This window comes from Streptomyces sp. Tu6071 (assembly GCF_000213055.1).
Lineage (GTDB): Bacteria > Actinomycetota > Actinomycetes > Streptomycetales > Streptomycetaceae > Streptomyces > Streptomyces evansiae.
This window is the reverse complement of sequence record NZ_CM001165.1, coordinates 841,670-860,900: the sequence shown is the minus strand read 5'-3', so window position 1 is coordinate 860,900 and position 19,231 is coordinate 841,670. Positions and strand designations below refer to the sequence as shown.

Here is a 19,231-nt window from a genome sequence, read left to right as displayed (position 1 = left end):
TTTCATGTCGTTATGTCCGCTTCGGTATCCACTGTACGGCGCCAACTCCCGTAATCCAAGGGCTTGTTGGGGTGAAAGGTTGAGTCCTCGCAAGTGCGGCCATACCCCCAGGTCGGCGGCCTGCGTCTTGAGCCCGCGCAAGCTTGCGCGCGAGGAAAGCCCCCCGGCCCGGGTGGACCGAGGGGCGGAGGCGTGCCCCGAGTGGCCGAGTGCCCCGGGTGTGCCCTGGGGGACTCTTAAGGGTGCAGTTCTTGCAGGTCAGAAGCCCTCTTTGTCACTTCGCCTCGTAGTGCATCCCGGGCGGGATCTCGGGCACGGCCTTCGCGAGCATCGGGCGCACCGGGGGCATGACAGGCAGACGCATGAGCCGATTGTGTGCCGGTATGACCGTCATTCGCACCATGAGTAACTGTGGACACCGATATGCGGAGGTACGCGCCCCCGCCTACCGTGGCGCCATGGCGGACGAAGCGGAGGAGCTGACGGCGGGCGGGCGCACCGTGCGGATCAGCCACCCGGACAAGATCTACTATCCGCGTCCCGGCTACACGAAGCGGGACGTCGCGGAGTACTACCTCACGGTCGGCGAGGGCATGACGCGCGCCCTGCGCGCCCGCCCCACGACCCTGGAGCGCTACCCGGAAGGCGTCGAGGGCGGGTCCTTCTTCCAGAAGCGCGCCCCGAAGAACCACCCCTCCTGGCTGCGCACCGCCCGGATCTCCTTCCCGAGCGGTCGGTACGCCGACGAGCTGTGCCCCGAGGAGCCCGCGGCGATCCTGTGGGCGGCGAACCTCGGCGGCCTCGTCTTCCACCCCTGGGCCGTACGGGCGGAGGACACGGAACACCCGGACGAACTGCGCCTCGACCTCGACCCGCAGCCCGGCACCGCCTTCGCCGAGGCCGTCGCGGTCGCCGTCGAGCTGCGGGGCCTCCTCGACGAGCTGGGGCTGCGCGGCTTCCCGAAGACCTCGGGCGGACGCGGACTGCACGTCTTCGTGCCCATCGAGCCGCGCTGGGACTTCGCCGGGGTGCGCCGCGCCGCGATCGCGGTGGGGCGCGAGCTGGAACGCCGGATGCCGGGCAAGGTGACGACGCACTGGTGGAAGGAGGAGCGCGGCGAGCGCATCTTCCTCGACTACAACCAGAACGCCAGGGACCGCACCATCGCCGCCGCCTACTCGCTCCGCGCCCGCCCGCACGCCCCCGTCTCCGCCCCGCTCACGTGGGACGAGGTCCCCGACGCCGATCCGCGTGACTTCGACCTGCGCACGATGGTGACCCGCTACCGCGAGCGCGGCGACGTGCACGCGGACATGGACGAGCGCCGCTACTCGCTCGAACCGCTCCTCGACCTCGCGGCGCGCGACGAGAGCGAGGGGCTCGGCGAGCTTCCGTACCCGCCGGACTACCCGAAGATGCCGGGCGAGCCCTCGCGGGTGCAGCCGAGCCGCGCCAAGAAGGAGACGGACTGAGTCATGGCCGACCCCGGCAGCCCCGGCCCCGACGAGGACACCGGGCGCCACTCCGGCGCCCACCCCGACCACGCCCACCGCCCCTCCGCCCGCGAGCGGTGGGCCGACTTCCGCACCTCCGCGTACTGGCCCGCCGCTGTGCTGTGCCTCATCCTGGCCGCCGCCGCCGGGCTCTTCGCCGGCTCGTACACGTACCAGATGGCGAAGCCGACGCCCCGCCACGTGCCGATCGCCGTCGTCGGCGAGCACCGCTGGCCGCAGGGCCTGCGGTTCGTGGACGGCATGGAGCGCGCGCTCGACGCGGGGCTGAGCCTGCACGCGTACCGCGACGACGGGGCCGCGCGCGACGCGATCGAGGAGCAGAAGGTGTTCGCCGTGCTCAGCCGCGACGGCGAGCGCGCGCGGCTCGACCTCTCGGGCGCCTCGGGTGCCTCGGTCGCCCAGCTCCTCGCCGAGGCCGCGCCGAAGGTCGGCAGGGCGACGGGGACGCCCGTAACCGTCCGGGACGTCAATCCGCTCCAGTCGGGGGACCCCCGCGGCCTCGCGCTCTTCTACATCTCGCTCGCCGCCGTCATCGTCGGCTTCGTCGGCGCCATCCAGCTCAGTGTGCACGCGCGGGGTCTGGACCCGCTGGAACGGATCGCGTGCACGGCCGTGTACGCGCTGCTCGGCGGGTTCACGATCGCGGCCGTCGTGGACTGGTGGCTCGGCGCGCTGCGCCTGCCCTTCACGCAGTCCTGGCTCATCCTCGCCTTCACGATGTTCACGTGCGGCATGGTCTTCACGATGTTCAACACCCTCGTCGGGCGCTGGGCGATGCTCCCGACCTGGGGCGTCATGGTGCTGCTCGGCAATCCGTCCTCGGGCGGCGCGGTCTCCTGGCCGCTGCTGCCCTCGGTCCTCGGGCACATCGGGCAGTGGCTGCCACCGGGCGCCTCGGTCAACGCGCAGCACACTGCCGTGTACTTCCGAGGCCACCAGCACCTCTTCCCCTACCTCGTGCTCGCCGCCTGGGCCCTCGTCTCCTGCGCGGTCTTCTGGATCTGGCGCCACCGGCACCCGGGTGGGCGCACCCCGAAGGCGGCGGCGCACGCCGCGCGCGGACAAGGGAGCGGCGACGGTGGGGGTGCCACCGCCGCCGCTCCCGGCTGAACCGTGCCGCGCGTCCGCGCCGGACTACAGCTCCTGAATCCGGATGTCCCGGTAGGAGATGACGTCGGACGTGCTGTGCACCTGGAGACCGACGTAGCCGGAGGCGTAGCGCCGCCCGTCGGTGCCCGGGTCACCGGACCGGGGCGGCTCGAAGAGCTGACCGCCCGTGTTGTCGAACTCGTTGATCAGCACCCCGTTGCGGAAGATCTGGAAGTGCTGGTCGACGGCCCGGATCTCGTAGTCGTTCCAGGTCCCCTTCTCGGTGACCCCGGCGCCCGCGAGACCGACCCGGTCGAAGCCGTACACGGACCCGGTCTTGTACATGTCCCCGGAGGGGGAGTCGAAGATCTGGATCTCGTGCCCGTAGTTGATCGCGACCCACTCGGGCCGCGACTCCTCCGGGTGGTCGTGGACGTTCGGGAAGCGGACGAAGACCCCGCCGTTGGCGTTGGCGGTGCCCGGCCCGTCGTCACGGAAGCGGAGCTTGAGCGAGAAGTCGTCGAACTTCCGCTCCGGGAACCACAGCATGCCCATGCCGTCGACGTCGGTGGAGCTGGTGATCGAGCCGTCGTCGTTCAGCTTGAACTTGCCGCCGCCCACCTGCTCCCACTTGTCGAACTGGGCCTGCGAGCCGTCCATGAGGTCCTTGTAGCCGGTCGTCTGCCCCGGCTTGCCGATCCCGGACGCCTTGGCGGCCTGGTTGATGGCCTTGCGCTCGCGCGCGTCGATGACGTTCTCGGCGCGCAGCTCGTCGAGCACCTTGGTGACGTGCTTGAGGAACAGGGCGTTCGACGACCAGTCCTTCTCGTCCTCGATGCGCTCGTTGATCCGGCAGCGGTTCTCCGTGATGCGGTTGGGCACCCCGGAGTCGACCGTGCCGACGAAGACGGTCTTCCGCTCGTCGAACTCGGCGCAGCCCGGCGCGGGGACGCCGCCCCCGGCCGCGACGGTGAAGGCCACCTGCCGCGCCTCGGAGGTGTTGCCCGCCTTGTCGCTCGCGCGGTAGTCGACGGTGTGCCGGCCGACGCGGTCGACCACGACCGGCTTGCTGTAGGCGAGGTAGGGGCCCGCGTCGAGCGAGTACTCGACCTTGTCGACGCCCGACTCCTCGTCGGTCGCGTTCAGGGTGAGCTTCGCCGAGGCGAGGTAGGCGCCGTCCGAGTTCTTCGAACCGGTCACCTCCGCGCCCACCACGGGCGCCGTGGTGTCCTGCGCGGGCGGCTCGACGACGGTGAACGAGACGGTCTTCTCGGCCGCCGCGTTGCCCGCCTTGTCGGTGGCCCGGTACCGCACCACGTGCTCGCCCGGCTCGTGGACCATGACGGGCCCGGTGTACTCCTGCCACGCCCCGTCGGCGCCGAGCGCGTACTCGATCTTGTTGACGCCGGAACCGGTGTCGGAGGCGGTGACGGTGACGGTCGCCATCCCGAGGTAGGCACCGTTCTCGTCCTTGTCGCCCGCGACGGTCGCCGAGGTCTCGGGCGCGTCCTGGTCGTCGGTCGGGGGGCCCGCGACGGTGAAGGAGACGGACTTCTCCTCGGCCGCGTTGCCCGCCTTGTCGGTCGCGCGGTAGCGCACGACGTGCTCGCCGACCTGGTCGACGACGACGGGCGCCGTGTACGGCTGCCAGGCGCCGTCCGCGCCGATCGCGTACTCGACGGTGTCGACGCCCGCGCCCTCGTCGCTCGCCTCGATCGCGACGGACGCGGAGCCGACGTAGGCCCCGTCGGCGTTCTGGTCGCCGCTCACCTTCGCCGAGGTGGTGGGCGCGGTGGTGTCCTCGCCGCCCCCGCCGTCGGTCACCACGAGGGTGCCCTCCATCGAGAGGTGCCCCGGGATCGTGCAGTGGTAGCGGTACGTGCCCGGGGTGAGCACGACGTCGACGCTGTGCTTGCCGCCCTCGGCGTCCGAGGGGTTGGCGAGGATGTTGACGTTGACGTCGTTGTTGTAGTCGGGGCTGGAGACGTCGAAGGTCAGCGTGTGCGGCATCCCGGTGGTGTTGCCGGTGGCCGCGCTGTTCTCGAAGACGATCGTGGCGGGCCCGGCGACCGCCTTCTCGGGCGCGGAGACGTAGTGCGTGATGTCGTCGCCCGCGCTCCAGTTGAGCACCTGCGCCGCCTTGGGCGCGGCGTCCTTCTCCGGGGCGGCGGTCTTCTGGGCGGCCGTGGTCCTGGCCCCCGTGTCGCTCGTCGCGCTGGTCGCGCTCAGTCCGAGGACGAGCCCGAACGCGGCGAGCAGGGTCAGCAGCAGCCGGGGGGCCCGGTGCCGCGCTCTCGTACGCCGTCGTGGTCGCACCGCTTACCTCCTCACGAGCTGGTCGGCGGCGGGGGTGGGGCCCCCGCCCTTGTAGGTCACGCGCCACAGCGCGGAGTGGCTGTCCGAGGTGAAGAAGCCGCGTCCGTAGTCGAGGACGTAGAGCGAGCCGTCGGGCGCGAACTTCCAGTCCATCAGGTTGCGGATGCCGTTCTCACCGACCGGGACGATCTTCCGCAGCGACTCGGCGTGGACGGGCAGTCCCCCGTCGCCCTGTGTCTTCGGGTCCATGAGCACCGCGTGCCGGGGCTGCGTGTCGTCGTAGAAGTCGCCGACGAACCACTTGCCGTCCCAGTACTCGGGCCACTTGACGGAGCTGGCGCTGTTCTCGTCGTACCGGTAGACCGGGCCGTCCATCGTGGCCTGGCCGCCGCCCTTGAGCCACGGCAGCTTGTACGTGGCCTCGCTCTGCTTGTACGAGGGCACCCCGGCCGCGTTGCGCGGGTAGTCCGGGCCGCCGCCCTGGGGCGAGTACCAGATGTTGTTGCCCGTGACGGGCGGGAGGTTGACGAGCCCGTCGTTGTTCGGGGACTCGTTCTTCGGGTGGTCGCAGTCGTACCAGCCGAGCGGCTTGCTCGGGTCGGGCAGGTTGCGGTCGCGGTACGGCTGCTTGTTGCCCATGCAGTACGGCCAGCCGCGGTTGCTCGCCTTCGTGATGACGGCGAAGGTGTCGTACTTGGCCGGGCCCCAGGTCTCGCTCGGGGCGCCCGCGTCGGGGCCGACCCAGCCCGCGTAGAGGGTGTCGGTCTTCTTGTCGATCGAGATGCGCGCCGGGTTGCGCACGCCCATCACGTAGATCTCGCCGCGCGTCTTGCCGCCGCCCTCGGCGGTCTCCTTGCCGGTGAAGAGGTTCCCCTCGGGGATGGTGTAGGTGCCGTCCTGCTCCGGGTGGATGCGCAGGATCTTCCCGTTGAGGTTGTTGGTGTTGCCCGCCGTGCGGCGCGCATCCGCGAAGGAGACGCCCTTGTAGTTGGGCTGCGGGTTGTTGCCGGAGTAACCATCGCTGAACTGCGAGGAGTTGTTGTCACCTACGGCGATGTACAGGTTGTCGTGCGAGTCCCAGGCCAGGCCGCCGCCCGCGTGGCAGCAGGAGTGCACCTGGACCGGCCAGGAGAGCAGGACCTTCTCGGAGGAGAGGTCCAGCTTGTTGGTCTTCTTGTCGAGCGTGAAGCGCGAGACCTGGCGGGTCGCCATCTGCTTGTCGCGGTCGAGCTTGGAGTGCGGCGTGTAGTGCAGGTACACCCAGCCGTTGTCCTCGAAGCGCGGGTCCAGCGCGATGCCGAGCAGCCCCTCCTCGACCTTGACCAGCTCGTCGCCCCCGCCCTTGTTGCCGAAGACGGAGAGCTTCCCGGCGAGCGTGACCTGCTTGGTCTTCGGGTCGTAGATGTGGATCTCGCCCTCGCCCTTGCCGACGTCGGGGTCGTTCCAGTCGGTCACGACCGGCTGGCTCCCGTCCTTGCCGCCGCGCCCGATGTAGAAGACGCGGCCGTCGGGGGCGGTGACGAGGCCGTGCGGCTCGCCGATCTGGTCGTTCTCGCCCGCCTTGTTCGGCTGCGTGAGCCGCTCGGCGACGTAGTTCGACTCGATCGTCGCCTTGCAGTCCGCTTGTACGAGACGCGTCGTCCACAGCAGGGCGCCGCGCAGGTGGGCGCGGAAGTCGGTCTCGGCGAAGCTGTCCGCCGTACCGCCCATCGCGGAGTAGAAGGACCGCCCGCCGTCGTAGTCGCGGCACCACGAGACCGGGTGGTCGGCGCCGTTGGCGCCCGCACCCGGGCTGTACGTGGACTCGCGGACCCGGGCGACGGTGTGCACCTTGCCGCTCGGGTTCGTCTGCCAGTTGAGCCACTTGTCGGGGTGCTTCCACTCCAGCGGCAGGTCCTTCGTCGCCGGGTTGAGCCGGTCGCCGACCTCGACGGTGGCGCGCTGGGCCTTCGCCCCGCTGCCCTCGACGGGCCGCGCCCCGATGAGCCCGGTGTACCAGTCGGAGTACGGCTCGGTACGCGCCGCGTCGTTCAGGCCGACGAAGCCGCCCCCGGCCTTGATGTACGCCTCAAGTCCCGCTTCCTGATCGGCGTTGAGGACGTCGCCGGGCCCCGTGAGGAAGACGACGGCGTTGGTCTTCCCGAGCTTGGTCGCGTTGGTGAAGACCTTCGCCTTGTCGGTCGCCTCGATCGTGAAGCGCTGACCGGCGGGCCCGGACTGGCCGATCTTCTCGATGGCCTCGATCCCCGCGTTGACCGCGGGGGACTCCGGGGCGGTGCTCCCGGTGTAGATGAGCACCTTGACCTCGTCCCCGCCGGGCGGCGAGGGCAGGGCGAGCGTGGCCTTGCCCGCGGCGCCGGCGGGCGGCCCGGTGAGCAGCCCGGTCGCGAGCGCGGCCGAGGCGAGGACCGCGGCCCCGGCGAGCCGTGCTCGCCGGCGGGCCCGGACCCGTGTGGGTGATGTTCTGGTGGCGCCGGTCCGTGTGGTTCCCGTGGGGGATGCGGAGTGTGTTCTCTCGGTGCCGGACACCTGAGTCGATGTCCGGTGGTGCGGTGTGAACCGCATGTGGTCCTCCACCCTCGTCAGTCGCAGCAACAGCGCCGCCGAAGCTAGACCCCTTTGCCCGGGAGGCCAATACCTATGACCTGAATGGCACAAACTTTGTCCTCACCGTGGATAAACGAGGCCCGCGCGGCTACCGTGTGCCCGTCCCTGGGGCCCTTGGGGTCCGGCAAGTCCGCACATCGGAAAAGGAGTTCGTGATGGCTTCGACGGACGAGGGCTCGGGAGGACGGCGCATCGGCAGGCGCTACCTGCTCGGCGGAGCAGCCGCGGCGGCCGGCCTCGGCGTGGTGGGCGCGAGTGCGACGAGCGGTACGGCGCAGGCCGCCGTGACGGCGCCGACCGCGCCCGCGGGGGGCGAGGTGCGCCGCATCACGATGTACGCGGAGCGCCTGGCGAACGGTCAGATGGGCTACGGCCTGGAGAAGGGCAAGGCGAGCATCCCCGGGCCGCTCATCGAGCTGAACGAGGGCGACACGCTGCACATCGACTTCGAGAACACCATGGACGTCGACGCGAGCCTCCACGTCCACGGCCTGGACTACGAGATCACCAGCGACGGCACCCGCATGAGCGGCAGTCACGTCCCGCCGGGCGGCCACCGCACGTACACCTGGCGCACCCACAAGCCGGGCAAGCGCGCCGACGGCACCTACCGCCCCGGCAGCGCGGGCTACTGGCACTACCACGACCACGTCGTGGGCACCGACCACGGCACGGGCGGCATCCGCAACGGGCTCTACGGGGGAGTGGTGGTCCGCCGCAAGGGCGATCTGCTGCCCGACCGCACGTACACGATCGTCTTCAACGACATGACGATCAACAACCTCAAGCAGGGCCCCGACTTCGAGGCCGTCGTGGGGGAGCGCGTCGAGATCGTCATGATCACGCACGGCGAGTACTACCACACCTTCCACATGCACGGTCACCGCTGGGCGGACAACCGCACGGGCCTGCTCACGGGCCCCGACGACCCCTCGGCCGTCATCGACAACAAGATCGTCGGGCCCGCCGACTCCTTCGGCTTCCAGGTCCTCGCGGGCGAGGGCGTGGGCGCCGGGGCGTGGATGTACCACTGCCACGTCCAGTCGCACTCCGACATGGGCATGGCCGGAATGTTCCTGGTCGCGAAGGAGGACGGCACGGTCCCGGGGCACGAGGGCCACACGATGAAGAAGAGCGGCGCCACGGGCAAGGGGACGGCGTCCGGGAAGAGCCCGGCCGGGGAGCACGCGGGGCACGGAGGCTGAGGGGCGGCGCCTGCGGGCGGGCGGGTCGGGCCCGTGGGTACGGGCTCTGAGAGGGGTCCCGGCCGCAGGCTGGGCGCGGGGGCCCCGTGCGGGGTTCGGGCGGGGTGCGGGGTTCGGGCGGGGGCCCGGAGGACGCCCCCGCCCACCGGCCGTCCGGGGGGGAAGGGGCGGCGCGGCGCCTGCGCGGGCGGGGGTCCCGCTCGTCGCGCGCCTCGCGGGCGGCGGTGCCAGACTCGGAGGGAGGGCGTCCGCCGTGCCCGTACCCCGTGGCGGCGGGCTCACGAAGCGAGCGAGGGAAGTTCCGCCATGCTCAACAGCGCACACTACGCCGACGGCGAGCCCGTCTGGCTCGAACTGTCCACGCCCGACCTCGACCGGGCCGAGGAGTTCTACGCGGGGCTCTTCGGCTGGTCGCTCCAGCGCATGGGCCCGGACATGGGGAACTACGGGCTGTTCAAGCTCCACGACAAGACGGTCGCCGCCGTCATGCCGATGCCGGCCGACAAGGTGCCGCCCGCCTGGACGATCTACTTCAAGACACCCGACGCGGCGGCGAGCGCGCGGACCGTCGAGCGGAACGGCGGCACCGTGACGACCTCGGCGACGGACGTCATGGACCTCGGCAGGCTCGCCGCCTGCACCGACCCCCAGGGCGCCGCCTTCGCCGTGTGGGAGCCGGGCACCAACACGGGCCTGGAGATCGTCACCGACACGAACGCCTTCTTCTGGGCCGAGCTGGAGAGCCCCGAGCCCCCCGCCGCCGTCACCTTCTACGGCCGGGTCTTCGGCTGGGAGACGACGACGATGCACATGGAGGGCGGCGACTACCTCATGCCGCACCCCGCCGGAGGCACCCCCGAGGACATGTTCGCCGGGGTCGCCCCGCTCGACCCCGCGACGAGCGGGCGCGGCCCGTACTGGCTCCCGTACTTCAACGTCTCCGACTGCGACGCGACGGCGGCGAAGGCGCTCGCGGGCGGAGCGAGCACCGAGGTGGAACCGCTCGACATCCCCGACGTGGGCCGCATGGCGCGCTTCACGGACCCGCACGGGGCGGTCTTCGCCGTGATGACGCCGAACCCGCGTAACTGAGCAGCGGCTTCGGGCGCCGCCGGGCGTGCCTCCGGACGACGCGGGGCGAACCGGCCCCGGTCCGCGCGGGGGCCTGGTCACCCGGTCCCGCGCCCTCTACCGTCCTGCCATGTCCGCACCAGCCGCCACCCCGCGCCCCCTCGCCCCCGCCGCCTTCGACCACGGCGACCCCGCCTTCCTCGCCGACCCCTACCCGGTCTACGCCGCGCTGCGCGAGGCGGGCCGCGTCCTCCACTACGCGCCGAGCGGCCAGTGGCTCGTCCCGCACCACGCCGACGTCTCCGCGCTCCTGCGCGACCGCCGCCTCGGCCGGAGCTACCAGCACCGCTACACGCACGAGGAGTTCGGCCGCACACCGCCCCCGCGCGCGCACGCGCCCTTCCACGAGCTGAACGACCTCGGGATGCTCGAACTCGAACCCCCGGACCACACCCGCATCCGCCGCCTCGTCTCGCACGCCTTCACCCCGCGCACGGTCGAGGCGCTGCGCCCGTACGTGACCGGGTTGGCCCGCGATCTCGCCGACGCGCTCGCCGAGCGGGGCGGCGGCGACCTCCTGACCGACGTCGCCGAGCCGCTGCCCGTCGCGGTCATCGCCGAACTCCTCGGCGTGCCGGAGGCCGATCGCCCGCTCCTGCGCCCCTGGTCGGCGGCGATCTGCGCGATGTACGAGCTGAACCCGTCCGAGGAGACGGCGCGTCGGGCGGTCGCCGCGTCGGCCGAGTTCTCCGCGTACCTGCGCGCCCTCATCGCGGACCGCGCGCGCCGACCGGGCGACGACCTCGTCTCGGCGCTCGTCGCCGCCCGCGAGGCGGGGGACCGGCTCAGCGAGGCGGAGATCGTCGCGACCTGCGCACTGCTCCTCAACGCGGGGCACGAGGCCACCGTGGGCGCGACCGTCAACGGCTGGCACGCGCTGCTCACCCACCCCGACCAGCTCGCCGCCCTCCGCGCCGACCACGGCCTCGTCCCCACCGCCGTGGAGGAACTGCTGCGCTACGACACGCCGTTGCAGCTCTTCGAGCGGTGGGTGCTCGACGACATCGAGATCGACGGCGTCACGATCCCGCGCGGCGAGGAGCTGGCCCTCCTCTTCGGCTCCGCCAACCACGACCCGACCGTCTTCGCCGAGCCGCACCGCCTCGACCTCACCCGCCCCGCCGTCCCGCACGTCTCCTTCAGCGCGGGCATCCACTACTGCGTCGGCGCCCCGCTCGCCCGCCTCGAACTCACCGCCTCGCTCGCGGCCCTGCTCGACCGGGCCCCGGGCCTCCACCTCGCGGGCGAGGCGAGGCGGCGACCGAACTTCGTGATGCGGGGGTTCGCCGAGCTGCCGGTGGGCGTGTGACGCCGTCGTGTCCAACCTCGACACGCCGCCCGGGACTCGGCGTTGAACGCGCGTTGATCGTTCGTCGATCGTTTGTTTCCGCGCCCACGGCAGCATGCTCGTCATGAGCGATCACGGGGACAGCACGAGCACGGGCGAGGAGCCCGAGGACTGGCAGGAAGCGGCCCTGTGCGCGCAGATCGGCCCGGACTTCTTCTTTCCCGAGCCGGGCGGTTCGGTCCAGGACGCCAAACGCGTCTGCCGCTCCTGCCCGAGCCGCCGCGCCTGCCTGGAACACGCCCTCGCCCGCGACGAGCGCTACGGGGTGTGGGGCGGCCTCTCGGAGAAGGAGCGGGGACGGCTGCGGAGGCTGCGGAGGGCGTGAGGGTGGGGACGGCGTGGGGGAGCCCCGGGCGGTGTGTGCGAACGGGGCGCCGGGCCGGAGTTCCGCGCGCCGCGTGAGGGTGGCAACGGTGCGGCGCGGGGTACCCCCTGCGCCGCGCGAGGGGGGAAACGGTGCGGCGCGCGGGGGTGTTCCACGCGCCGCGTGAGGGCGGGGGCCGTGCGGGGAGTTCCCGACTGCCGGGGGCGCCGCCGCCGCGTACCACCGCCCCCGGACCCGTACCGCCGCCCTCGTCCCGCCCGCTCAGCCCTCGGCCGCCGCCTTGGCCGCCAGTCGCGCTTTGCGCGCGGCGAGCTTCTCGTCGAACTCGCTCGCCTTGTCGTCGAGTCCGCCCATGAAGTAGCCCAGCTCCTCCTGCGCCTTGAGCCCCTCGGGGCCGAGCCCGTCGCGGTCGAGGACCTTGAGGTAGCGCAGCACGGGGGAGAGCACGTCGTCGTGGTGGATGCGCAGGTTGTAGACCTCGCCGATCGCCATCTGCGCCGCCGCGCGGCCGAAGTTCGGGATGCCGTGGCCCGGCATGCGGAAGTCGACGACGACGTCGCGGATCGCGGAGAGCGCGAGGTCGGGGGCGAGGTCGAGCGAGGCGCGCAGCAGGTTGCGGTAGAAGACCATGTGCAGGTTCTCGTCGGTCGCGATGCGCGCGAGCATCCGGTCGCACACCGGGTCGCCCGACTGGTGGCCCGTGTTGCGGTGCGAGACGCGCGTGGCGAGTTCCTGGAAGGCCACGTAGGCGACCGAGTGGAGCATCGAGTGCCGGTTGTCGGACTCGAAACCGGCGCTCATGTGCTCCATGCGGAACCGCTCCAGCGCGTCCGGGTCGACGGCGCGGCTCGCGAGCAGGTAGTCCCGCATCACGATCCCGTGCCGGGCCTCCTCGGCGGTCCAGCGGTGCACCCACGTGCCCCAGGCGCCGTCGCGGCCGAAGAGCGCGGCGATCTCGTGGTGGTAGCTCGGCAGGTTGTCCTCGGTCAGGAGATTGACGACGAGAGCGGTCCTGCCGACCTCGGTGACCTTCGACTGCTCCGGCGCCCAGGGCTCCCCGTCCACGAAGAACTCGGGGAAGTTCCTGGCCTCGCCCCACGGCACGTAGTGGTGCGGCATCCAGTCCTTCGTCACCGAGAGGTGCCGGTTCAGCTCCCGCTCCACCACCTCCTCCAGGGCAAGCAGCAGACGGCGGTCGGTCCAGCCGCCACTGAGGTCGTCGGGGGAGCGGCGCGGGGACACCAGACTCACGGATTCTCCTGGGGACGGAGGGGTGGGGAGCGGACGCAGGCGGGGCCGGGGCGCGGGGTGCGCGCGGCTACCTACGGACCCGTAGGTTACGACACCGTAGGTTAATGAGATGTAAGTGCCTGGCGCGGGGATTGTGTGTGCGATGCACGCGAGCGGGGTATGAGCAACTTTTCCGCGCGCGCGATTTCCCTCCCCCAGGGTCCCCGCTCACCTGCCGGATGTCACCCCCGTGCCACGCCCCACATCCTCCCTGCGCTCCCGCGCCTGTGCCTGTGCCTGTGCCTGCGCCTGTGCCTGTGCCTCCGCGCGGGCGGTGAGCGGGCCGGAGGCCGCGCCGGTGGCGAACCACATACGGGCCGGACGTGAGGGCGTCATGCGTCCACGCCGCCACCCGGGCGGAGCACCAAACTGGATTTGACAGTCCAATCTTGACGGCGCACAGTGGATCACGTAATCCATTCGCAGTTCCCCGCGACGCCCCAGGAGCATTCCGTGAGCGGACGACTGGCCGGAAAGACGGCCCTTGTCACAGGTTCCACCAGCAACATCGGCCGTGCGACCGCGCGGGCGCTCGCCGCCGAGGGCGCCCACGTCGTGGTCAGCGGGCGCAACGCCGAGCGCGGCAAGGAGGCCGTCGAGGCGATCCGCGCGGCCGGGGGGACCGCCGATTTCGTCGCGGCCGACCTCGACGGCAGCGCCGCCGCCTCGCGCGCGCTCGCCGAGGAGGCCACCCGGGTGCTCGGCGGTCGCGTCGACATCCTCGTGAACAACGCGGGGATCTACCCGCCGAACACGACGGAGACCGTCGACGAGGAGACCTTCGACCGGGTCTACGCGGTCAACGTCAAGGCCCCGTACTTCCTCACCGCCGCGCTCGCGCCCGCGATGGCCGCCGCGGGCGGCGGCGCGATCGTCAACCTCGGTTCGTGGATCGCCCGCCTCGGCGTCGGGGTCAGCTCGCTCTACTCCTCGACGAAGGGCGCCGTCGAGACCCTGACCCGCGCCTGGTCCGCCGAGTACGGCCCGCGGGGCGTCCGCGTCAACGCGGTCTCACCCGGCGTCGTGCACGAGCCCCTGCCCGAGGGTGTCGCGTCCCCGGGCGACGTGATGATGGAGGGCACCCCGGCGGGCCGCCACGGCCTCCCCGAGGACATCGCCGCGGCCGTCGTCTACCTCGCGAGCGACGAGGCCGGCTTCGTGCACGGCACGGTGCTCGACGTGGACGGCGGCAGGGTCGCGGCGGCGGTGGTACGGAACTGACAGCGCGACGCTGCGGGCGGGGGCCCGGGACGAGGTAGGGGTGCCGGTAGGCGGAACGGGCACGGGTGCCGATCCGGCGCCGGGGCCCGCCCCAACCCGTACCGCTGCCCCCTCCCCGTCCCGCCGCCCCTCAGCCCTCCCGCATGAGCGCCGCCAGGCACCTGTCGAGGTCCACCGTGATCCGCTCCTCACCCGGCGCGACGACGGCGGCCGTCCGCTCCAGGAAACCGCGCACCTCCGCGCTCGGCAGGTGCACGACGGCCATCCCCTCGGGCGCGTGGAACTCCACGATCAACCGTTCCCAGCCGTGCGGGCGCACCCGCACGTCACCCGTCCCGACGGGCCCCGTGAGGCCCTCGCGCAGGAGTTCGCGCGCGAAGGTCCAGCTCACCTCCGTGCCCTCCAGCGTGGCCGAGGCGGGGAAGTCGACGCGGACCGCGAAGGGGTCGCGCGCGTCGTAGTGGAACGTGGCCTCGACGGTGGGCAAGAAGGCGGCGGCGGCCACGACGTGGGCCTTGACAGCTTGTTCGATGGTGAGGGACAACGCCTGCTCCCCTGGTTGTCGACGGGCGGGACCTTCGGCCGTACACCAGGTAAAGACGTCGGAACGCCCCATTCAGTGGCCGGTCGGGGGCAGTGAACTTCGTCACCGCGCTCCCGGGAACCGCGTACCCCCAGGTGACGGCGGTCATGATGGGCGCGTGGAGATCTTGCGCACACCCGCCGACTGGCCACGTACCGAGACGGAGGCGCGCGCCGCGCAGGAGATGCTGCGCGCGCGACTCGTGCGCGACGAGGCGGGCCCCGCACCCGGCACCGTCCCCCTGACGGGCGTCGACGTCGCCTACGACGATGCCCGCGACCTCGTCGCGGCGGCGGCCGTCGTCCTCGACCCCGGGGGCCGCACCGTCCTCGGGCAGGCGACGGCCGTGGGACGCGTCGCGTTCCCGTACGTGCCCGGACTCCTCGCCTTCCGCGAACTCCCCGCCGTGCTCGCGGCCCTGGACCGCCTCCCCGTCGCTCCCGGCGTCGTCGTCTGCGACGGCTACGGCGTCGCCCACCCGCGCCGCTTCGGGCTCGCGGCGCACCTCGGCGTCCTCACCGGGCTGCCCGTCTTCGGCGTCGCGAAGAACCCGTTCCTCTTCACGTACGCGGCGCCCGGCGAGGAACGCGGCGCCCGCGCCCCGCTCCTGGACGGCGCGGAGGAGGTGGGCGCGGCGCTGCGGACCCGTACCGGCGTCAAACCGGTCTACGTCTCGGCGGGCCACCGCGTCACGCTCGACACGGCGTGCGCCCACACCCTCGCCCTGACCCCGCGCTACCGCCTCCCGGAGACGACGCGCCGCGCGGACGCCCTGTGCAGGGCGGCGCTCAAGGAGGCGGTGGGGAACTGAGGCACCGGCACGTGCCCGCCCGGAGGGCCGGGCCGCCTAGCGTGGGGGACGAACCTGCCCTCGCTGCCCGGGAGTCCGCCGCATGACCGCACCCCGCCCGCTTCCCCTGGAGGACGTCACCCTCCGCCGCGTCCCCGTCAACGGGGTCACGCTCAACGTCGCGCTCGCGGGCTCGGGGCCCGCCGTCCTCCTGCTGCACGGCTTCCCGCACACGTGGGAGCTGTGGCGCGTCGTCATGGCGGACCTCGCCGACCGGTACACGCTCATCGCGCCCGACCTGCGCGGGCTCGGGGCGAGCGACAAGCCCGCGAGCGGCTATGACGCGGGCACGCTCGCCGAGGACGCCGAAGCGCTCCTCGCCGCGCTCGGCGTGACGTCGGCCGCCGTCGTCGGCATCGACGCGGGCACCCCGCCCGCCTTCCTCCTCGCCCTGCGCCGCCCCGCGCTCGTCCGGCGGCTCGTCGTCATGGAGTCGCTGCTCGGACGGCTCCCCGGCGCCGAGGACTTCCTCGCGGGCGGCCCGCCGTGGTGGTTCGGCTTCCACGCGGTGCCGGGCCTCGCCGAAAGGGTCCTGGAGGGCCACGAGGCCGCCTACATCGACTGGTTCCTGACCGAGGGCACCCTCGGCGAGGGCGTCCCCGCCTGGGCGCGCGACGCCTTCGTCCGCGCCTACACCGGCAGGGATTCCCTGCGCGCCGCCTTCGCCCACTACCGCGCACTCCCCGAGAGCGCCGCCCGCATCGCCGAAGCGATCACCACGACCCGCCTCACGGTCCCGGCCCTCGCCCTCGGCGCCCACCCGGTGGGCGGGGCACTGGAGCACCAGCTGCGCGGCTGCGCGGACGACGTCACGGGCGGCCTGGTCGAGGGCTCGGGCCACATCATCCCGCTGCACCGGCCGGAAGCGCTGCTCGGACGGCTGCGGGGGTTCTTGGCGGGGTGAGGGGGCTTCACGGCGCGCCTCCTCACCCCGCTCAGCCCTCCCGCCGTGCCGCCTCCCTGATCACCAGCCCCGACCTCCGCAAGCGCTCGGTCAGCGTCTCGCCCATCGCCACGGCCGGTGTCAACTGGCCCGACAGCGCCGGGAGATCGTCCAGGGCGAGGCACAGGGCCGACTCGCCGAGGATGCGGGCCGTCTCGTCGTAGCCCGGGTCGCCGCCCCGCACCTCCGTGTACACGCGCCGGCCGCCGCCCTCCCCGATGAAGCGGAGCGAGAAGCTGCTGCGGGCGCGGCGCTCCTCGCTCGGGCCCGTGCCGGGGACGAGGCGCGCGGAGAGGGCACGGCGCAGCGGCGGGACCTGGGCGGCGGCGAGGAGAGCCGCCGCGCCCGCCAGTCCCGCGAGCGCGGTGGGGAGGCGGCGCGCGGTCACGTGGTGGCGGTAGCGGAAGTCCGGGCCGTAGCGGGGCAGGGCGCGGGCCGAGCGGGCGACGAGCAGCGGGTCGAGCACGGGCAGCGGCAGCGCCCAGGCGTCGAGTTCGCCCACGTAACGGGGCGGTCCCGGCGGGGCCGTGACGCGGCGCCCTGGCTCGGGCGGCGCCTCGACGGCGGCGCGCTCCCGGGCCGCGCGGGCCAGCGCGAGCGGGCGCCCGAGGGCGGTGAGCGTCGAGTCGACCGTGCCGCCCGAAGGCGCCGCGTCGACCGAGAGGAAGCCGTCGACCCGCAGCGGCACCCCCTCGGGCAGCAGCCCCACGGTGAAGTGCGCGCCGAGATCGGCGGGCACCGAGTCGAATCCGCAGCCGTGCACGAGCCGCGCCCCCGTGGCCCGCGCCCGCGCCTCGTGGCGCAGATAGCTCCGGTCGATGAACTCCGGCTCCCCGGCGAGGTCCGCGTAGTCCGTGCCCGCGTCCGCGCACGCCCCGACGAGCGCGTCCCCGTACCGCAGGTAGGGGCCCACCGTCGTCGCGACGACCCGGGTCCGCGCCGCGAGGGCGCGCAGCGCGGTCGCGTCCTCGGCATCGGCGGTCAGGACGGGCACGCTCTCCAGCCCCAGCGCGGCGCGCGTCCGCTCCAGCTTCTCCTCGCCGCGCCCCGCGAGCGCCCAGCGCAGCGAGGGCGGCGCGTGTTCGGCGAGGTACGCGGCGGTCAGCGCGCCGACGAAGCCGCTCGCGCCGTAGAGCACGAGGTCGAACTCGCGGTCCCTCCGGGCGGTTTCGTGGGGACGGCCGGGCAAGGTGTTCGGCTCCATGCCCCCACTCTCGCAGCTCGCCCCGGAATCGCGGAGAGCCCGGCCCGTGCCGTGGGCCCGGTTCCCCGCCGCGCGCTGTGCCCGGTCTGCTCCCCGGCTCGGCCCGGTCCCAGGGCCCGGCCTACGCCTTGCGGGCCAGGAGGTGGAGTGTCTGGAACTGCCGCTTGTCCGTGGGCCGCGGCTCGATCACGGTCCGGGCCGACTCGCGCAGCCCACGCTCGGCGAGGAGTGCGGCGAGGCGGTCGGGGGACCAGCGGTAGGCGGTGGTCACCGCGTGGTCGTACGACTGCGTCTCGTGCTCGGGCCCGTCGGTCGCCGCGAGGGAGAGCAGGAGGTGACCGCCCGGGGCGAGGACGCGGGCGAACTCGTCCAGGACCGCCGGTACTTCGGCCGGGAGGGTGTGGATGAGCGACCACCGCGACAGGACGCCGCCGAGCGCGCCGTCGGCGAGGCCGAGCGCGGCCGTCGAGCCGACCTCGAAGCGCACCCCCGGGTGGGCCTCGCGCGCGAGCCCGATCATCGCGGGCGAGGCGTCCACGCCGAAGGCGCGCAGGCCCAGACCGCGCAGGTGCGCCGTCACGTAGCCGGGCCCGCAGCCGAGGTCGCCGACCTCGCCGTCCCCGCCCGCCCGCACCAGCTCGGCGAACGCGCTCAACAAGGCGCGCTCGAGCGGGACGTCGCGCAGGGAGTCGCTGAACCGCTCCGCGTAGACGGGCGCGATGGCGTCGTAGGCGGTACGGGTGGCGGGCAGGCTCGCGAGTTCGGTCATCCGGTGAGGGTACGACCCGGACTACGCGGCGGCCTCGGCGACGACGACGTGGAGGGTCACGGCGGCGTGGAAGGGCTCCGTGGCGAGGTGGCCGAGCCACCGCTCGGCCTCCGCGGCGCTCAGCCGGCCGGCGGCCACGGCACGCTCGGTGGTGCGCCGCAGGCCGAGCACCCGGTCGGCGGCCTCGACCTCGCGGAAGACCGAGGTGACCGGGACGACGCCGCGCACCGCGAACCCCGCCTCGCGCGCGAGCCGGGGCAGTTGCCGCCCGATGACCCCGTTGCGCACGATCCGGTCCGCCACGTGGCGCGTGTAGGCGCGCGCGAGGCCGAGGTCGGGGTGGTCGATGGCGAGCGAGTCCCAGTCGGGTTCGCCCATGACGAGCCTGCCGCCGGGACGCAGGACACGCCGGATCTCCGCGAGGGCGCGGGCCGGGTCCACGACGTGCTGGAGGCCCCGGTCGGTACGGGCGAGGTCGGCGGAGCCGTCCGGGAACGGCAGGGCGTGGAGATCCCCGGCCACCACGCCGATGTGCGCCGTGGCCCTCGTCCGCTCGCGCGCCCGCTCGGCCAGGCCGGGCAGGAGTTCCACGCCGACGACCTTGCCGGTCGGGCCCACCGCGTCGGCGAGCGGGCCGAGATCCGCCCCCGAACCGCAGCCCAGGTCGAGCGCCGTCGCGCCCGGCCGGGCGTCCAGCGCGTCGAGGATGACGGCCTTGTAGGTACGCGCCGCGTCGGTCGCGGCCAGCCGGTCGAGGTAGGCGGCCGGGTCCGGTACGGCACGCTCGAACAGGTCGGTCATGGACGTGGCCCTCCGTCGGCGAATCCTCCGCTCCG

At 73.1% G+C, this 19,231-nt stretch carries 16 protein-coding genes; 9 read left to right on the top strand and 7 right to left on the bottom strand.

Annotated features, from left to right (window positions below):
- Positions 1-458: 458 nt before the first annotated feature.
- Both ligD and STTU_RS03545 read left to right on the top strand, forming a co-directional pair.
- On the top strand, positions 459-1,472 hold the full coding sequence (gene ligD / locus STTU_RS03550) for a non-homologous end-joining DNA ligase (protein WP_007819906.1): 1,014 nt from the start codon (positions 459-461) through the stop codon (positions 1,470-1,472).
- Between the two features lie 3 nt (positions 1,473-1,475).
- Positions 1,476-2,624, top strand: a complete 1,149-nt coding sequence (locus tag STTU_RS03545; RefSeq protein ID WP_007819904.1) for a hypothetical protein — start codon at positions 1,476-1,478, stop codon at positions 2,622-2,624.
- 24 nt (positions 2,625-2,648) lie between these two features.
- On the opposite strand, the gene STTU_RS03540 is transcribed toward STTU_RS03545, so the two are convergent.
- Both STTU_RS03540 and STTU_RS03535 read right to left on the bottom strand, forming a co-directional pair.
- Positions 2,649-4,919: an OmpL47-type beta-barrel domain-containing protein gene (locus tag STTU_RS03540; protein WP_007819902.1), complete on the bottom strand. Its 2,271-nt coding sequence runs from the start codon at positions 4,917-4,919 to the stop codon at positions 2,649-2,651.
- A gap of 3 nt (positions 4,920-4,922) precedes the next feature.
- Positions 4,923-7,484: a ThuA domain-containing protein gene (locus STTU_RS03535; RefSeq protein WP_234019127.1), complete on the bottom strand. Its 2,562-nt coding sequence runs from the start codon at positions 7,482-7,484 to the stop codon at positions 4,923-4,925.
- Between the two features lie 197 nt (positions 7,485-7,681).
- Here STTU_RS03535 and STTU_RS03530 point away from each other — a divergent pair, with 197 nt between their 5' ends.
- The 4 genes from STTU_RS03530 to STTU_RS03515 all read left to right on the top strand — a co-directional run bounded on the left by STTU_RS03530 (position 7,682) and on the right by STTU_RS03515 (position 11,535).
- Complete coding sequence (locus tag STTU_RS03530) at positions 7,682-8,731, top strand: multicopper oxidase domain-containing protein (protein ID WP_043253989.1); 1,050 nt, start codon at positions 7,682-7,684, stop codon at positions 8,729-8,731.
- A gap of 306 nt (positions 8,732-9,037) precedes the next feature.
- Positions 9,038-9,823 carry a VOC family protein gene (locus tag STTU_RS03525; protein WP_043253987.1) on the top strand — a complete coding sequence of 262 codons (786 nt, stop codon included), beginning with the start codon at positions 9,038-9,040 and terminating at the stop codon, positions 9,821-9,823.
- Between the two features lie 109 nt (positions 9,824-9,932).
- Complete coding sequence (locus STTU_RS03520) at positions 9,933-11,171, top strand: cytochrome P450 (RefSeq protein ID WP_043253985.1); 1,239 nt, start codon at positions 9,933-9,935, stop codon at positions 11,169-11,171.
- A 94-nt stretch (positions 11,172-11,265) separates the two neighbouring features.
- On the top strand, positions 11,266-11,535 hold the full coding sequence (locus tag STTU_RS03515) for a WhiB family transcriptional regulator (protein ID WP_007819895.1): 270 nt from the start codon (positions 11,266-11,268) through the stop codon (positions 11,533-11,535).
- 261 nt (positions 11,536-11,796) lie between these two features.
- Here STTU_RS03515 and STTU_RS03510 read toward each other — a convergent pair whose 3' ends face one another.
- Positions 11,797-12,777, bottom strand: coding sequence for an acyl-ACP desaturase (locus STTU_RS03510; RefSeq protein ID WP_007819893.1), 981 nt, complete (start codon positions 12,775-12,777; stop codon positions 11,797-11,799).
- A gap of 501 nt (positions 12,778-13,278) precedes the next feature.
- Between STTU_RS03510 and STTU_RS03505 the strand changes: the two genes are divergently transcribed.
- Positions 13,279-14,046 (top strand): SDR family NAD(P)-dependent oxidoreductase, encoded by a 768-nt coding sequence (locus STTU_RS03505; protein WP_043253982.1) that lies wholly within the window; start codon positions 13,279-13,281, stop codon positions 14,044-14,046.
- A gap of 130 nt (positions 14,047-14,176) precedes the next feature.
- Here the strand turns inward: STTU_RS03505 and STTU_RS03500 are convergent, their stop codons facing one another.
- Positions 14,177-14,590, bottom strand: a complete 414-nt coding sequence (locus STTU_RS03500; protein WP_009069909.1) for an SsgA family sporulation/cell division regulator — start codon at positions 14,588-14,590, stop codon at positions 14,177-14,179.
- Positions 14,591-14,747: 157 nt separating this feature from the next.
- On the opposite strand from STTU_RS03500, the gene STTU_RS03495 reads away from it, so the two are divergent.
- Both STTU_RS03495 and STTU_RS03490 read left to right on the top strand, forming a co-directional pair.
- Complete coding sequence (locus tag STTU_RS03495; protein WP_007819885.1) at positions 14,748-15,440, top strand: endonuclease V; 693 nt, start codon at positions 14,748-14,750, stop codon at positions 15,438-15,440.
- A gap of 82 nt (positions 15,441-15,522) precedes the next feature.
- Positions 15,523-16,383 (top strand): alpha/beta fold hydrolase, encoded by an 861-nt coding sequence (locus STTU_RS03490; RefSeq protein WP_007819883.1) that lies wholly within the window; start codon positions 15,523-15,525, stop codon positions 16,381-16,383.
- Between the two features lie 31 nt (positions 16,384-16,414).
- On the opposite strand, the gene STTU_RS03485 is transcribed toward STTU_RS03490, so the two are convergent.
- The 3 genes from STTU_RS03485 to STTU_RS03475 form a co-directional block, all read right to left on the bottom strand.
- Complete coding sequence (locus STTU_RS03485) at positions 16,415-17,626, bottom strand: saccharopine dehydrogenase family protein (protein WP_007819881.1); 1,212 nt, start codon at positions 17,624-17,626, stop codon at positions 16,415-16,417.
- Between the two features lie 121 nt (positions 17,627-17,747).
- The gene (locus tag STTU_RS03480; protein ID WP_007819879.1) at positions 17,748-18,395 is read right to left on the bottom strand and encodes a class I SAM-dependent DNA methyltransferase; all 648 of its coding nucleotides are present in this window, start codon (positions 18,393-18,395) and stop codon (positions 17,748-17,750) included.
- Positions 18,396-18,416: 21 nt separating this feature from the next.
- The gene (locus STTU_RS03475; protein WP_007819877.1) at positions 18,417-19,196 is read right to left on the bottom strand and encodes a methyltransferase domain-containing protein; all 780 of its coding nucleotides are present in this window, start codon (positions 19,194-19,196) and stop codon (positions 18,417-18,419) included.
- Between the last annotated feature and the right edge of the window lie 35 nt (positions 19,197-19,231).